The following is a 15,937-nucleotide window of genomic DNA, read 5'->3' as shown; positions in this document are numbered from 1 at the left end:
TTAACCCTTTGAACCGACTCGCGCTTTTTTTCGAACCTCCAAAAAGACGGTTTTGACTGCCCTTACGTCAGTTGTCGTCGAAGGCGTCAAGCGCGATGGGCAGGGCTTGCACAACGCAGTTTCCGACAGCCGGGAGGCCGGCAAGAACGGCGCTGATAATCTCGTCTCGCGAGGCGCCATGCACCTTGGCTTCCTGAACGTGGAAGGCAAGGCCGCTCTCCAGCCGCGCGGCTGCGAGAATGCCAATATAGACGAGACTCTGGGTTTTGTCGTCGAGGGCTGACGCGGTGCCAAGCCCGGCGACGGCCTGTAGCCAGGCTGCGTGGTGGACGGGCGCTTGCCTGGCAAAACTCTGAAATGCTGGGCTGATGGTCATGTCGCGTCTCCTCTATGCCGATCGATCAGGCAAATCTACGAGAAGAGGGCGATTCCGTTCTTGATCTAAAACAAGAAAAGGCCGGACGTCCGGCCTTTTCACATAGAGGAGGGGAGGCTTTCAACCCTTCAGCATGCGCTCGACAATGTCGCGAACATCGGTAGAGAGCCCAGCGCTGCGCTCGATCGTGGTGAGGGCCTCGCGCGCGTGATCGGCGCGCACTGCCTCAAGTGACCGCCAGGAGCGCATGGATGTCAAAATGCGCGCTGCCAGTTGCGGATTGCGCTTGTCGATGGCGATGATCTGCTCGGCCAGGAAGTCGTAGGCCTTGCCATCCGCACGATTGAAGCCGGTGGGGTTGCCGAAGGCAAAGGTGCCGATCAGCGAACGCACACGGTTCGGGTTGGTGGCGATGAAGTGCTTGGACGCCATCAAAGACGTGATGCGTGCCAATGCTCCGTCACCTGGGATGGCAGCCTGAAGCGTAAACCACTTGTCCATCACCAGCGCATTATCGGCAAAGCGCGTCTCGAATGTCGCCAGCGCGTCGGACGCCTCGGCAGAGTCGGGGAAACGCTGTGTCAGGACACTGAGCGAATAGGCCATGTCTGTCATGTTGGAGGCGTTGGCAAAGGCCTGTGCAGCGCGCTCGGGTGTCTCTTCCGCATAGGACAGATAGCTCATGGCAATATTGCGCAGCGAACGGCGTCCGGCACTTGCCGCATCCGGCGAATAGTCGTCGTTCTCTTCGAAGCTTGAGAAGAGGCTCTTGAAGGTTTCGATACCGGCTTTGGCGACCGCACGCATGACGGCATTGCGCGCTTTGTGGATGGCGTCTGGATCATTGTCCTTGCCCATCTCGCGCGCGACGTCCGCCTCGCTCGGCAGAGTCAGCGCCTGGGCGCGGAAGGCCGGCTCGAACTCATCATTGCCAGCGATCTCGATCAGGGTCGAGATGAAGGCTGGATCGACGCTCAGCTCGTTGCCCGACCGCACGGCCTGTGTTGCCGCAATCAGGTTGGGCAGGGCAAGGGCCGTCAGTGCCTGCCAGCGCGAGAAGAGGTCTGTCTCGTGACGGGCGATCTGGATGAGGTCGTCCGACGATTGCTCCATATGCAGGTTGATCGGGGCAGAGAAACTGCGGTTGATCGACAGAACCGGTCGCGACGAAATGCCAGTGAAGGTGAAGCTCTGACTGCGTTCTGTCAGATGCAGGACACCATCCTTGAACTCACCACCTTCAACCTTGATTGGCGTGGCGATCTGACCATTATCCAGAATGAGCGCGGTCGAAAGCGGAATGTGCAGCGGCTCCTTGCGGCTCTGGCCGGGCGTCGGTGCAACCGTCTGCTCCAGCGACAGGGTGAAGGTCGCGGATGCCGAATCATAAGCGGTAGAGGCGCTGACAAGCGGCGTTCCGGCCTGGATATACCAGCGGAAGAACTGCGTCAGATCGCGTCCGGTCGCATCCTCGAAGCATTTGACGAAATCCTCAACCGTCGCCGCATCACCATCGTGACGCTCGAAATAGAGGTCGGTTCCTTTGCGAAAGCCGTCTTCTCCCAGGATCGTTGCGATCATACCGGTGATTTCGGCGCCCTTCTCATAGACGGTCGTCGTATAGAAGTTGTTGATTTCGCGATATTTATCCGGACGAGGTGGGTGCGCCAGCGGGCCGCCATCTTCGGGAAACTGTTCCGACTTCAAGTGGCGAACGTCTGCGATGCGCTTGACCGCGCGAGAGCGCATGTCGGAGGAAAATTCCTGATCGCGATAGACGGTCAGACCTTCCTTCAGGCAAAGCTGGAACCAGTCGCGGCAGGTGATGCGGTTGCCGGTCCAGTTATGAAAATATTCATGCGCGATGATGCGCTCGATATTGGCGTAGTCGGCATCGGTCGCGGTTTCCGGATCGGCCAGAACATATTTGTCATTGAAGACGTTGAGGCCCTTATTCTCCATAGCGCCCATGTTGAAGTCGGATACGGCGACGATCATGAAGATGTCGAGATCGTATTCGCGGCCGAAGCGCTCCTCATCCCATTTCATGGAACGTTTGAGCGCATCCATGGCGTAGGCCGCGCGCGGCTCCTTGCCATGCTCGACATAGATCTTCAGCGCGACTTCGCGGCCCGACATGGTCGTGAAGCTGTCTTCGACAACGCCAAGATCGCCAGCGACCAGTGCGAAAAGGTAGCTCGGCTTCGGATGAGGATCGAACCAGGCAGCGAAATGGCGGCCTTCATCATAATTGCCGCCGCCGAGGAAATTACCGTTCGACAGGAGGAGGGGATTGCCTTCCTTGGCCGCGATGATGGTGATCGTGTAAGGCGCCAACACATCCGGCCGGTCCGGGAAATAGGTGATGCGGCGGAAGCCTTCTGCCTCGCACTGCGTGCAATAGACGCCATTGGTGCGATAGAGACCCATCAGCTGGGTATTGCTTTCCGGATTGATGTAATTGGTGACGCAGATTTCGAAGGGGATCTCTTCAGGAAGATCGCGGATCGTCAGTCGCTCTGGCGTCACGTCATATTGTGCCGTCGGCATCTCGATCTGGTCGAGAAGCAGGCTCGAAAGCGTCAGTTCGTCGCCGTCGAGAATAAGCGGTGCTGCCTTGTCGGCGCCCTCGCGGCGATGGAAGATCAGTCGCGCTTCCACCTTTGTGTTTTGTGGGTCCAGTTCGAATGTGAGGTCAACCCGTTCAAGCACGAAATCCGTTTGGCGATAATCCGCCAACTGAACAATCTGACCCGTATCTGTTCGCATAACTATTCCCGAATGAACCTTGCTTCTGCCGCTGCCTGACCATCATGCGGGCATGATGGGTGAAAGTAAACTTGTCGACACGCGTCACCATCATGGAGAGGCGGGGGACATGTGTCCCTAAAATACTACCAGACAGAAGTTTTAACCCGCGTCTGAGCATTTCTGATCGGTGCATGATTTCATGAAATGTTGAACGATTACTGAAGCTGCGGACTCGTAGAAAGAGAATATCTTGAAAAAGAGGCTCGCTCCGCGCAGCCACAGCCACCCTGGAGCGCCGTTCGTCCTATTGAACGCACAATGAACGCTCTATCGTCTTTTATCTACGCATCGTGCTTTGCGAAAATCGATTCTGATTTTCGGGCCGATGCTGTAGACGATGAGACCGGCCGGCAGGGTCCGCCGAATCGGTTTACCTCCGTTGGCCAGCATGATCTAATGAACATGAAAGTCGATCTGCTGTGCTGTGCGCTCGGGTCAAACTCCAATCTGCGGGCATCTCGTCTGCAAATCCCGATCGCAAATTCCCATGAGTGCAGATACGTACAATCCCGTCCGGGGTATTGTCCTCAAACTCACCTCCGTCGCTTTCTTTCTTGTCATGCAGACCTGCATCAAGGCAGCCGGGCCGGATGTTCCTGCGGGGCAGATCACCTTCTTCCGCTCGGCTTTCGCCATCCTTCCCATCATCCTTTATCTGGCATGGCTCCGCAGCCTCACGCGGGCCTTTCACACAAGCAATCTGTTCGGCCATTTCAAACGCGGTTTTCTTGGCATTCTGTCGATGATGTGCGGATTTTACGGCCTCACCTTGCTGCCGCTTCCGGAATTCATTGCAATCGGTTATGCCTCGCCGCTGATGTCTGTCGTCTTCGCCGCCGTGATGCTGGGCGAAACGGTGCGCATCTACCGCTGGTCGGCGGTCGTCGTCGGTATGATGGGCGTCGTCATCATCTTGTGGCCAAAGATGACGTTGCTTCAGAATGGCGGCCTTGAGGCGAGCGAAAGCATTGGGGCTCTCGCGGTTCTGTTTGGTGCCGTCCTCGGTGGACTGGCGATGGTGCAGGTGCGCCAACTGGTTGTGACCGAACGTACCCCCACGATCGTTCTTTACTTTTCGCTGACCGGCACGCTCATTTCCGCCTTCAGCATGCCGTTCGGCTGGGAATGGCTGGATATGAAGCAGGCTAGTCTGCTGATTTCTGCGGGCATTGCCGGCGGGATAGCCCAAATTCTGCTGACAGAAAGCTATCGTCACGCGGAAGTGTCGACCATCGCGCCGTTCGAATATAGCTCGATCCTTCTCGGTATCTGCGTTTCCTACGTTCTCTTCGGCGATGTGCCGACCCTCACCATGCTGATCGGAACCAGCATTGTCGTTTCCGCAGGCATCTTCATCATCTTCCGCGAGCACCAGTTGGGGCTCCAGCGTAAAGCCGCACGCGAGGCCTCCACACCGTCCGGCTGACCCTGTCCGACTATGAATAAACACCTGTGAATTTTAAGAAAAATTTATGGTCACGCGCAAAAATGTGGTATGTACCTTCTAGGTTGCGGGTTTTAGGTGATGCATCTTGCGTTGGGATTTCAGGCCAAGGAAAATCAATCGACGGGGCGGGAAAAATGTCATGCGCCCTCTTTTCCCGTTTGAAAGAAGTGTCGCAGGCTCATCGAGTCCGGAGACGCGCCGATGAGCTTCTCCTATAACGACTTTATTGCTCATCCAGGTCTTCTAGGTGCGATTCAACACCTGGCGCGCACGTTGCGCGGACGTTTCGATGAAAATCCCCGTCTTGCGCGCTTGCTCTCCGCCCATCAGAAATGGCTGCTGACACAAATGGCGATGGGCCTCAGCGCCGAACAGCGGGCTCAGGGTTTCACCGTCGCGCAACTGCGCGATGTCGTCACCTCTACTGGTGTTGCCAGCCGCAACACGGTGCAGAACTATTTGGATCAGCTTGAGATCTATCGCTATCTCGAGAAGGCAAACCGCTCTGCGGCGACGAGACCTAAGCGCTACCGCGCCACGCAGATCAGCGAGCAGGGAATATTCAACTGGTACCTTGCAAACCTCTCCGCCATCGACGGCATTGACAATGGAAACCGCGCTGCAACTCTGATGGCATATCCCGAGATCGTCGTGCATGCGCAACCCGCCGCAGCGCGCGCTTGCCTTGCTGACCCGCATTGGGTCGAGCCGCCAAAGCGCGTCGGACAATTCCAGTGGGTGGAAGCGGGCGGCTTGGTGATGGACGAGATCGTCAGTCGTGTTCGAGACACCGAGAACGAGCAGATCGATATCGGCTATGTCGATGTTCGGGCGATGGCCTCAACATTCATGATGTCGCGCACGCATTTGCAAAGGCTTCTGAACAAAGCCGCCGACCAAGGCAGCGTCGGCTGGGTGGATGATACACCACGCAGCCCCATGTGGCTGTCGCGCGACTATCTTAGCGAGTATTGTGGCTGGCAAGCGAGGAAGTTCACGCACGTGGAAGACGCGTTCTTCGAAGCGAAATCACTGCTACGGGACCAAGTGAACGTGGCGCGGTGAAGCGCGACGGCTCGAGAAGCATTCTCCGCCCGAGAAACGGGTTAGCGCCCACGAATAATCGGGTCTATTGCTCCATTGGGCAGGGCTGCTGCGTAAACTCACCGTCTGAAAATGCAAAAGCGCCTTCCACATGAAAGGCGCCTCATCAGCATGGCAACGCATGCAGCGTGTGCGGACGTGACCGCACAAAGATCGTCTCAGCGTTCGCGAAAGTCTGCAAAAACCGCCGAAGGACGGGTTGTGCGGACCTGCTGCGTCGAAGCACGAGCGGTCAGCTGTTCGTTTGTAACACCGAAACGGTGGTAGCCCTGACTGGAGCGTGGGCCGAGGCCCGCCAGTCGAAGCGTTTCAAAGCCGGAATGAACCGGACGGTAGCGCGTGGTCATTGCCTTGGTTCCTTAAACCTTTTCCTCCCAAGACAGGGTTCTTATTGCAGTGCGGCATAGATTCGGCAATCCAACCGAATGCGTCGCTGTTATGCGCCATTTGCATGGCTTTTTTCATAATCTATTTACAATGATCAAAAAGGAAGCATTCATAGATCGCGCAGGCGCGCCTGGAATGCCAATAAATCGTTCCAGGCCAATGACTTACTCGCCGGAGCATTCAAAAGCTCCTGTGGATGCAGCGTTGCAATGGCGGGGGCTGTGCTGGGGCCAACTGCGACATCACGCCACTGTCCGCGCATCGTATGGATCGTGCCGGAGCCGCCAAAGAAAAAACGCGCTGTGAAGTTGCCCAGAAGCAACAGTACTTTCGGCTCGGCCAAAGCGATTTGTCGCTCGATGAACGGACGGCAGATTTCCATCTCCGGACCCGACGGCGAACGGTTGCCCGGCGGGCGCCAGGGAACGACGTTGGTGAGCATCAGCTTGCCGCGATCAAGACCGATCGCCGCCAGCATGCGGTCGAGAAGGAGGCCAGTCTTTCCAGTAAAGGGAAGGCCTTCCCGATCGTCATCCGCATCCGGCATGGGGCCGACGATCATGATGCCGGATGAAGGATCACCTTGCGCAAAGACCGTGTTGCGGGCGCTGTTTTTGAGATTGCAGCCGTTGAAGCTTTCGAGCGCGGTCTTCAACTCGAGAAGCGATCGCGCACTCTCGGCCGCGAAGCGTGCCGAAGCGATCGCCTGATCGTCCGGCAGTGCAACGTTGACCGGCGCGGGGGGCGCAGCGGCAGGCGCACGGGCAGCTTGCCGGGGAGAGCGGGCAGCTTGCTGCGGTGCGCTTCGTATCTCCGGCTGTTGCGGTTCGCTGCTTCTCTGCGGAGCGCGCGCCTGACGCCCTGCCGCAAATTCGGCAAATCGATCCAGCGGCTCGTCTTCCAGCAGCCAATCGACACCTGCATCTGCATGGAAATGCAGAAGCGCCGCCAGTTCTGCCGGGGAGAGGTCTTGTGCCGAGATCATGACCCGCAAACTAGAGCGTTTCCTTGTGAAATGGAAGCAGTTCCGCCAGGCATGTTTCTGCCGGGCTTAAAGCCAATATGCTCGACCGTAGCTTTGGATAGGCCACCCGCCAAACGCCCTTCGATCTGTCGACACCCGCTATTGCAAAACGCTTCTTATGCCGTCCAGCGCGCAATGTCGCCGCTTTCGCCGATCATCGCCAGACCATGGGCAATGGAAAGAAGTTCGCCGCCGCTTTCGATCTTGTCGGCATCAAACCGGCGGGTAAAGAGCTGGCGCACAGCAGGCACAAAGGAGGTGCCGCCGGTGAGGAAGACCTTGTCGATGGCCTGCGGCGCGGTGTTCGTCTTGGTCAGAACCTCGTCCAGAGCCTCTTCGATCTTGGCGAGATCGTCGGCAATCCATTGGTCGAAGTCCGACCGCTTCACCATCTTCTTGCCCGCGGCGCCAAGCGGCGAGAAGTTGAACTCCGCCTCTTCCTGCGAGGATAGCGCCATCTTGGTGGCAGAGATTGCCTGGTAGAGCGGGTAGCCCTCATCATGCTCGACCAGTTCAACGAAGAGCTCGAGCTTTTCTGGCTCAAGTGCCGAGCGCAGCAGCGATTTCAGATCGGAGAACTCTCTGGAGGTCTTGAAGATTGACAACTGGTTCCAGCGGCCGAAATTGACGTAGTAACCGGAAGGCACATCCAGAACCTTGTCGAAGCTCTTGAACTTGCTGCCCTTGCCGATTTCCGGCGACACTAGATTGTCGATCATGCGGAAATCGAAGTGATCGCCCGCAACACCGACGCCCGAATGGCCGACAGGGGTGGCAGAAAGCTTGCCACCATGCGTCTCGAAGCGGATCAGCGAGTAGTCGGTGGTGCCGCCGCCGAAATCCGCCACCAGAACATTGGCATCCTTCTTCAGACTCTGGGCGAAGTAATAGGCGGCTGCCACCGGCTCATAGACATAATGGATTTCGGGAAAGCCGGCACGTGTCAGGGCTTCATTGTAGCGGGCAAGTGCCAGTGCTTCATCCGGGTTGGAGCCGGCAAAACGCACGGGGCGACCGGCAATCACGGTCGATACATCGTTTTTCCATTCGTCGCCTGCGTAGGTCTTCAGCTTGCGCAGAAACACCTCCATCAAATCTTCGAAGCTCTGACGCTTGGCGTAGATCAGCGTGCCTTGAAACAGTGGAGAGGCAGCAAACGTCTTGATCGATTGCAGGAAGCGGCATTCGCCGGCGTTCTCGATGAATTGCTGGATCGCTGCCTGGCCGGCCTCGACATGCAGCGCTGCTGCACCAAGTCCTTTGTCCTTCATGAAAGACAGCGCGGTGCGCATGCTGTCTGTCGTTCCGGCACTGGAGGTAAAGCGCATGGAGTGGCTGCTGCTGCCGGTTTCCGAGAGCGCCATAACTGTGTTGGTCGTGCCAAAATCGAGCCCGAGTGTCCGTGCCATGGAGAGGATCCTTGTCAGTCAACGAGAGAGCATTCCCGGAATGCAGGCATCCGGGCAATAAAAGGCGCAACCGCGCCCGCCTGTTTTGAAGAGGGCGCGTGATGGCACAGCGAATTGTGAATGGCAAGCGCGCGGGTGCAGATTTTTCAGGCGTGCTGTGGCATCGCGGCAGCCTTCTCTTTCAGCCATGCAGCAAATGTTGCCATAGCATTGGTGACAGGTCGCGACTTGAGCCGTGTCAGCCAATAGCAGCCCTTCGACACGTAGACCGGAAAGGGCTGGACGAGATCTCCTGCGGAGAGGTGGCGCTGGAACATCAAGGGTGGCGCAAGCGCGACGCCAGATCCCTGCAGGGCCGCCTCCACCATGGGAACCGATGAGTCGAAGACGATGCCCTTGATCCTTGGCGAGGCAACGCCAGCCTCGGAAAACCAGTCCGGCCATTCATCGGCGCGGTAGGAGCGCAGCAACGTCTGTTGCGCCACGTCATGGGGGCTCTTGAGTTGCGCGGCCATCGTTGGAATGCAGAGCGCCGAGAGCGGTGCGGAAAACAATTCCTCAGCCTCGGTGTCGTGCCAGGCGCCATTCCCGAAGCGGATTGCAAAGTCGAGGCCCTCGGCAGCGATATCGACGCGGTTGTTGTTGGTGGAAAGGCGAATATCGATGAAGGGATAAAGGTCTTGGAACTCGGTGAGTCGGGGCAGTAGCCAGCCCACGGCAAAGGTTCCGACAGCGCCGACGCTCAACACTTCCTGCAGATGCCCGTCCTCGAAACGCTGGAGAATATCGGCCATGCGGTCGAAGGAATCACGAAGCGTCGGCAGAAGCGCCAGGCCCTCATCGGTGATCATCAGTCCGCGTGGCAGGCGCTTGAACAGCGTCGCGCCAACACGCTCTTCCAGCAGTTTGACCTGGTGGCTGATCGCCGTCTGCGTCACGCAAAGCTCGATGGCCGCACGGGTGAAGCTCAGATGCCGGGCGGCAGCCTCAAAGGCGCGCAGTGCATTTAGCGGAAGGTGAGGGCGAACCATGAAAGATCAGCTCCAGAAGAATGAAGGCCAAGTTTAATTCATGGCTCAAGCCAGATATCATCATTTGTGCCGCCCGCGCAAACCACCGTAAGTCTCTCTCATCGAAACTTTCGCGTTGACGCATAGAGGAGATAGTCATGCATCGTCCGATGGTACTGAAGAATCGAAGAACAGCGGCTTTCGCCTTGACGCTGGCCGTTTCGAGCCTTGCTTCGATAGAAACCAAAGCAGCCGAAAAGCTGCATTGCACGGTTGTGCTGGATGCCGAAAGCGGCGGCGTTCTGCACCGCGACGGCACGTGCGATAAAGCTTTCGCCCCACAATCCAGCTTCAAGCTTCCGCTTGCCGTCATGGGATATGACGCCGGGGTCCTGAAGGACGCGACGAACCCGCGTTGGAACTACAAGACGGAATGGAAAAAAACCAAGCGCGAACAGAAATCTGTCGATCCGACAATATGGGAGCGGGATTCGATCGTTTGGTATTCGCAGGAAATCACCCGGCGATTGGGCAAGGCCAAGTTTGCTGACTATGTGCAGCGCTTCGGTTATGGCAATGCCGATGTCCGTGGGGTGCCAGGACAGACGGATGGCCTGACGGAATCCTGGTTGATGTCCTCTTTGAAAATCTCCGCCGATCAGCAAGTAGATTTCGTGCGTCGCTTCGTCACCGGAAAGCTGCCCGTATCGAAGGAGGCGATCGCGAAAACGGAGGCGATCATTCCGCAGTTTTCAGCCGCGGATGGATGGCAGGTTTACGGCAAGACGGGATCCGGGCGCATGCGCACCAAAGCCAACACCTATGATGGCGACTGGTGGCTCGGCTGGTTCGTCGGTTGGGCGCAGAAGGGCGAACGCAAGGTCGTGTTTGCCAGCCTGAATATCGATGATTGGAAGAGTAAAGAGCCGATCAGTTTTTCAACCCGCGACGCTTTGATTGCCGATCTACCCAAACGCGTCAAATGACGATCAGCGAAGCGCCCTGCGCGCGACGACGATGAGCACGATGCCGGCAATAGCTGTCAGCGCGCCGCGCAACATCCATGGGCTTTGATTGATCATGAAACTGGAGGCGGGGTAGGGGAAATAGCCGCTGCCCTGTCCGATCCAGACAAGACCCATCAGCACGATCAGAACACCCAGTATGCTTAAAATCGTGCGAAGTGCCTGCATGATCGTCTCCCAAAAGCAAAGCCTTTCCGAATGTTATCCGGAAAGGCTTCCAATTCAAAGCGTTACCTATAAGCGACCGGGATGATCAGATCGACTTTGCCGCTCCACCATCCACATGCAGCATGGTGCCGGTAATGTAGCTCGCTGGCTGCGAGCACAGGAATGCGCCTGCTGCGGCGAATTCTTCCACCGTACCAAGCCTGCCGGCGGGGATGCTCTTGACCGAGGTTTCACGAACCTCTTCCATGCTCTTGCCAAGGCGCTTGGCGTTTGCGCCATCCAGCTCATCGATACGATCGGTGTGGATGCGACCGGGCAGCAGCATATTGGCGGTGATACCGAAGCCTGCGACTTCACTCGACAGCGTCTTGTTAAAGCCAACAAGTGCGCCGCGCAGCGTGTTGGAGAGCGCAAGATTTGGAATGGGCTCGAACACGCCGGAGGAAGCAACGGTCAGAATACGGCCCCAGCCTTGCTCCTTCATCTGCGGGACAAGCGCGTTGGTCAGGGTGATGACGCGCAGCACCATGGATTGAAAGAACGTATCGAGTTTTTCCGGGGTGATGTCCTGCGCCAGCCCTGGTGTCGGGCCGCCCGTGTTGTTGACGAGAATATCGATACCGCCGAGCTTCGTCTTCACTGCATCGATCATGGACGGCACGAAGGTCTCCTCGCCAAGATCGCCCCAGACCCATTCCGCCTTGCCCTTGCCGAGCGCGTTGATCGTCTTGGCGTTGGCGTCCAGCTTTTCGCCGCTACGGCCCACCATCAGCACGTTGACGCCTTCCTTCGCGAGCGCCGTTGCGATGCCGAGACCCAAGCCGCGAGATGAGGCCAGAACCAATGCGCGCTTGCCGGAAATACCCAAATCCATGACGGTGTCCTTTCATGCTCATGACGATTGCCCACGCTTGTAGCGTCTGCGTCCGGCCCTGAAAAGTGTTCATCGGCTGGGCATTGACCCGTTTGCTTGCGCGCCCTGTTGCGCCTCGGTAAGACAGCCCCGTGAATTTTGTGTTTGGAGAGGACGGGCTTGAACGTGTGGAACGAGCGTCAGAAAGTCGAAAACCGCAAGAGTGACGACGCCCGCAGCGAAAGCGACATCGATTATGGGCGGATCATTCACTCCACCTCTTTTCGGCGCCTGCAGAGCAAGACGCAAATCCTCAATCTCGGCGACAGCGATTTCTACCGCACCCGCCTCACGCATTCCCTCGAAGTGGCGCAGATCGCCGCGGGTCTGGTTAAGCACCTGCGCAAATCCTTTCCCCATCATCCGGTGACAGCTGAATTGCCAGAGCATAGCCTCATCCAGGCGATCGGCAGCGCCCACGATCTCGGCCATCCGCCCTTCGGGCATGGAGGCGAGGTCGCGCTGAATTACTGCATGCGCGTTGCGGCAGATCCGAATGAAGCGGGGCGCAACGGCAATGGCGTCATGACCGACATCGCCAAAGCCGGCTTCGAAGGAAACGGCCAGACTTTACGCATTCTCAGCCGTCTTGAGACATTTTCAAAAGCCCATGGTGCCAACGTCACGCGGCGTACGCTGCTGGGTATTCTAAAATACCCAGTCGCCTATTCGAAAGCTGCTCATCCCGGGCGAGTGCCAAAACTGCACGACGGACCTTCGACGCTTCGCATCATCGACACGCAGGCTTCCAACCCGCCAAAATGTTACATGGATTGCGAGACGGATGTGGTGGACTGGATCCTTGATCCTTTGCCGGAGTCCGACCGCGATCTCTTTCAGACGGCGACGCGTGAAGATGGCAAGCACGCAAAGTCCCTCTTCAAATCGCTCGATTGCACCATCATGGATGTTGCAGACGACGTCTCCTACGGGGTCCACGATCTTGAAGATGCCATCGCCATGCAGCTCATCACCAGGGATGCCTTCGAGAAGGAGGTGACGGCGGAGGATTGCGAGAGCTTCATTGCGATGCTCAACAAGAACCATAAGAATAAGCGCGGCAATGACGTCTATCGTGAAATCGTGGATGGGCTATTCGATAATAGCGGCGACCGCAAAATGTTCATTAGCATGTTGGTCGGCTATTTCATCACGGATGCGCGCTTTGCGGACGACGAGCGGTTCGAAACGCCACTCTTGCGTCACGGTGTGAAGCTTGGAGCGGACCGTGTTCGACTGCTGAAAGCCTTTCAGGATGTGGTGCGCAAACACGTGATCAAAAGCCCGCGTGTTCAGCATATGGAGTTCAAAGGCCAGGGAATGGTTGTTGCCGTGTTTGAAGCGCTCCAGTCCGATCCCGAACGGCTGCTGCCAGACGATGTCTTCCCCCTTTATGAAAAATCAGGCGGGGATTTGCGTGTCATCTGCGATTTCGTTGCCGGAATGACGGATGGCTATCTCATCAGGACCTATGAGCGCCTCTTTTCACCAGGGGCAGGTTCCGTGTTCGACAGGCTTTAACCGGGCTAAGCCCATCGACGCTTCTGGAAATTTGAGCGGGGAACGCTCTAGCTTGCTTCTCCCTGCCGCTGGCGCCACTCGCGGATGAGTAGACCATAGACAAGCAGATCGCAGACGCCGTTATGGGTTGTTTCGTGCTGGCGAAGGTACGCCTCGCGCAGGAAGCCCAAACTTTCCGCCAGAGCAATGGAGGAGCGGTTTTCGGCGTCGATCTCCATGTAAAGTTTGCGATATCGGCCCATGGTAAAGATATGGGCGATGAGCGCGGTCATACATTCGCGCGCCACTCCTTGTCTCTGCCGCTCAGTGGCTGTGATATATCCAAGCTCGAGAACGGCGTCGTCGCGACCAGGAAAAGCGACGTAGCGACCTGCAACCTCCTCGGTCACGCGGTCAATGGCGATCCAGGTTTGTCCGGGCCACTCTTTATCGTTCAGCCAATCGGAAAATGTCGCGATATCTTCAAAGTGAGGCTGAGACATAAATCGGCACTGGTCGGCACTTGAAAAAGTTGGGAACAAAGCTTTTGCATCGCTTTCAATCAAGCCCCGCATAGTAAAGCGCTGCGTCGTAAGCGTCGGTACGTCCATTATCTCCACTGCCGTTTTGTCATGCCATTCACGGGAACAGGTTTAATAGTCTCTCCTGGAACTGCCAAGCGTTCCGGTCAGCAAATTGTCTTCGATTGTTGGATGCCTCCAAAGCAGCTTCGCAATCAGCGCGATTCGCTACCTGTAGACGCGATGCCTAAAGCAACTCCTCAGCCCACCTTCTTCTCTTGACCATCTCATCAACCAATCCTATTCTTCTTGTTACGTGCACGTAAAAGTAAGCGTTTGTCATCAGGTTGTCAGACAATTCGATGGCTGCGACCGCGCTTGCTTGCTATTGGTCTCGACAAAGCGCTTGTCCTTTGCCAAGACAGATGACGCGAACTGCTTGTTGCGACGACGTTTTTTCACACGTCTTTGGCTGCGTGATGGTGTAGGGCAGGATAACGAAAAGCCGGACGGGACCGGCGTACTGACGAGGATCTTATGACGGAAGAAATGGAATTGCCGGAACGTGAATCGATGGAGTTCGACGTCGTTATCGTCGGCGCGGGACCTGCTGGCCTCTCTGCAGCTATTCGGCTAAAACAGGTCAATCCGGATCTGTCCGTTGTGGTGCTGGAAAAGGGCTCGGAAGTGGGTGCGCATATCCTCTCCGGCGCAGTTGTCGATCCCATCGGTATTGACCGTCTGTTGCCCGGCTGGCGCGAAGAAGAGGGGCATCCCTTCAAGACCGAAGTCAAGGACGACCAGTTTCTGTTCCTGGGACCTGCCGGCTCGATTCGCCTGCCGAACTTCCTGATGCCGCCGCTGATGAACAATCACGGCAACTATATCGTCTCGCTCGGTCTCGTCTGTCGCTGGCTGGCGGAGAAGGCGGAGGCGCTTGGCGTTGAAATTTACCCGGGTTTTGCCGCAACCGAAGTCCTCTATAATGACGAAGGCGCCGTCATCGGTGTTGCCACCGGTGACATGGGCATCGAGAAGAATGGCGAGCCCGGCCCTGCCTTCACCCGCGGCATGGAGCTGCATGGCAAATATGTGCTGATCGGCGAAGGCGTGCGCGGCTCGCTTGCCAAGCAGCTCATCAAGAAATTCGATCTGTCGAAGAACAGCGACGTTCAGAAGTTCGGCATCGGCATCAAGGAACTGTGGCAGGTCAAGCCTGAGAACCACCGCCAAGGCCTCGTGCAGCATTCCTTCGGCTGGCCGCTCGGCATGAAAACGGGCGGTGGCTCGTTCCTCTATCATCTGGAAGACAATCTCGTTGCCGTCGGCTTCGTGGTCCACCTGAACTACAAGAATCCGTACCTCTATCCGTTCGAAGAGTTCCAGCGCTTCAAGACGCACCCGGCGATCGCCCCAACTTTCGAAGGCGGAAAGCGCGTCTCTTACGGTGCGCGAGCCATCACCGAAGGCGGCTACCAGTCTGTGCCGAAGCTCACCTTCCCGGGTGGCGCGCTGATCGGCTGTTCGGCCGGTCTCGTCAACGTTCCGCGCATCAAGGGCAGCCACAACGCGGTTCTCTCCGGCATGCTGGCGGCAGACAAGATTGCAGCAGCTCTCGAATCTGGTCGCGCAAACGATGAAGTGATCGAGATCGAGAACGAATGGCGTGGCACCGATATCGGCAAGGACCTGAAGCGGGTCCGCAACGTCAAGCCGCTTTGGTCGAAGTTCGGCACGGCGATTGGCGTCGGCCTTGGCGGTCTCGACATGTGGACCAACCAATTGTTCGGATTCTCCATCTTCGGTACGCTGAAGCATGGCAAGACGGATGCGGAAAGCCTGGAGCCTGCGGCAAATCACAAGCCCATCGCCTATCCAAAGCCGGATGGTGTGCTGACCTTCGACCGTCTGTCCTCCGTCTATCTCTCCTCCACCAATCACGAAGAGGACCAGCCGGTCCATCTTCAGGTGAAGGACATGGAGCTGCAGAAGCGCTCCGAGCATGATGTCTATGCCGGCCCATCGCAGCGCTACTGTCCCGCCGGGGTTTATGAGTGGGTGGAGAAGGAAGGCGAACCGACCTTCGTCATCAACGCGCAGAACTGCGTCCACTGCAAGACCTGCGATATCAAGGACCCGAACCAGAACATCAACTGGGTACCGCCACAAGGCGGCGAGGGGCCGGTTTACGCCAATATGTAATATTGGCGCGGCGCGCACGGACCGCCGTCAGCAAGGATGT

14 protein-coding genes are annotated in these 15,937 nt (G+C 57.3%); 5 read left to right on the top strand and 9 right to left on the bottom strand.

Annotated features, from left to right (window positions below):
- Positions 1–67 precede the first annotated feature (67 nt).
- Complete coding sequence (locus PVA19_RS18880) at positions 68–376, bottom strand: carboxymuconolactone decarboxylase family protein (RefSeq protein WP_062425731.1); 309 nt, start codon at positions 374–376, stop codon at positions 68–70.
- A 120-nt stretch (positions 377–496) separates the two neighbouring features.
- The gene (gene pepN / locus PVA19_RS18875; RefSeq protein ID WP_274103832.1) at positions 497–3,145 is read right to left on the bottom strand and encodes an aminopeptidase N; all 2,649 of its coding nucleotides are present in this window, start codon (positions 3,143–3,145) and stop codon (positions 497–499) included.
- Positions 3,146–3,674: 529 nt separating this feature from the next.
- Here pepN and PVA19_RS18870 point away from each other — a divergent pair.
- Both PVA19_RS18870 and PVA19_RS18865 read left to right on the top strand, forming a co-directional pair.
- Positions 3,675–4,613 (top strand): DMT family transporter, encoded by a 939-nt coding sequence (locus PVA19_RS18870; protein ID WP_274103831.1) that lies wholly within the window; start codon positions 3,675–3,677, stop codon positions 4,611–4,613.
- Positions 4,614–4,835: 222 nt separating this feature from the next.
- A complete protein-coding gene (locus PVA19_RS18865) occupies positions 4,836–5,699 on the top strand; it encodes a hypothetical protein (protein ID WP_062425728.1) in 864 nt (287 codons plus the stop codon).
- A 197-nt stretch (positions 5,700–5,896) separates the two neighbouring features.
- On the opposite strand, the gene PVA19_RS18860 is transcribed toward PVA19_RS18865, so the two are convergent.
- The 4 genes from PVA19_RS18860 to PVA19_RS18845 form a co-directional block, all read right to left on the bottom strand.
- Positions 5,897–6,085: a hypothetical protein gene (locus PVA19_RS18860; RefSeq protein ID WP_062425727.1), complete on the bottom strand. Its 189-nt coding sequence runs from the start codon at positions 6,083–6,085 to the stop codon at positions 5,897–5,899.
- Positions 6,086–6,234: 149 nt separating this feature from the next.
- Positions 6,235–7,110, bottom strand: coding sequence for a uracil-DNA glycosylase (locus PVA19_RS18855; RefSeq protein ID WP_274103924.1), 876 nt, complete (start codon positions 7,108–7,110; stop codon positions 6,235–6,237).
- 155 nt (positions 7,111–7,265) lie between these two features.
- Complete coding sequence (locus PVA19_RS18850; RefSeq protein WP_274103830.1) at positions 7,266–8,558, bottom strand: Hsp70 family protein; 1,293 nt, start codon at positions 8,556–8,558, stop codon at positions 7,266–7,268.
- Between the two features lie 146 nt (positions 8,559–8,704).
- Positions 8,705–9,589 carry a LysR family transcriptional regulator gene (locus PVA19_RS18845; protein WP_274103829.1) on the bottom strand — a complete coding sequence of 295 codons (885 nt, stop codon included), beginning with the start codon at positions 9,587–9,589 and terminating at the stop codon, positions 8,705–8,707.
- A 149-nt stretch (positions 9,590–9,738) separates the two neighbouring features.
- Here PVA19_RS18845 and blaOXA point away from each other — a divergent pair, with 149 nt between their 5' ends.
- Positions 9,739–10,554 (top strand): class D beta-lactamase, encoded by an 816-nt coding sequence (gene blaOXA / locus PVA19_RS18840; protein ID WP_440598485.1) that lies wholly within the window; start codon positions 9,739–9,741, stop codon positions 10,552–10,554.
- Between the two features lie 3 nt (positions 10,555–10,557).
- Here the strand turns inward: blaOXA and PVA19_RS18835 are convergent, their stop codons facing one another.
- Complete coding sequence (locus tag PVA19_RS18835) at positions 10,558–10,761, bottom strand: hypothetical protein (protein WP_112518902.1); 204 nt, start codon at positions 10,759–10,761, stop codon at positions 10,558–10,560.
- A gap of 85 nt (positions 10,762–10,846) precedes the next feature.
- Positions 10,847–11,635 (bottom strand): SDR family oxidoreductase, encoded by a 789-nt coding sequence (locus tag PVA19_RS18830; protein ID WP_062438084.1) that lies wholly within the window; start codon positions 11,633–11,635, stop codon positions 10,847–10,849.
- Positions 11,636–11,800: 165 nt separating this feature from the next.
- Between PVA19_RS18830 and PVA19_RS18825 the strand changes: the two genes are divergently transcribed.
- Positions 11,801–13,195, top strand: coding sequence for an anti-phage deoxyguanosine triphosphatase (locus PVA19_RS18825; protein WP_274103923.1), 1,395 nt, complete (start codon positions 11,801–11,803; stop codon positions 13,193–13,195).
- Between the two features lie 47 nt (positions 13,196–13,242).
- Here the strand turns inward: PVA19_RS18825 and PVA19_RS18820 are convergent, their stop codons facing one another.
- Positions 13,243–13,785 carry a GNAT family N-acetyltransferase gene (locus tag PVA19_RS18820; RefSeq protein WP_153311178.1) on the bottom strand — a complete coding sequence of 181 codons (543 nt, stop codon included), beginning with the start codon at positions 13,783–13,785 and terminating at the stop codon, positions 13,243–13,245.
- Positions 13,786–14,232: 447 nt separating this feature from the next.
- On the opposite strand from PVA19_RS18820, the gene PVA19_RS18815 reads away from it, so the two are divergent.
- Complete coding sequence (locus tag PVA19_RS18815; RefSeq protein ID WP_112952290.1) at positions 14,233–15,897, top strand: electron transfer flavoprotein-ubiquinone oxidoreductase; 1,665 nt, start codon at positions 14,233–14,235, stop codon at positions 15,895–15,897.
- The last annotated feature ends 40 nt before the right edge of the window (positions 15,898–15,937 follow it).

Origin of the sequence: Agrobacterium sp. CNPSo 3708 (genome assembly GCF_028674915.1) — a bacterium.
Lineage (GTDB): Bacteria > Pseudomonadota > Alphaproteobacteria > Rhizobiales > Rhizobiaceae > Agrobacterium > Agrobacterium cavarae.
Note: the sequence above shows the minus strand (reverse complement) of the source record. Positions and strands in the feature narration are given on the sequence as shown.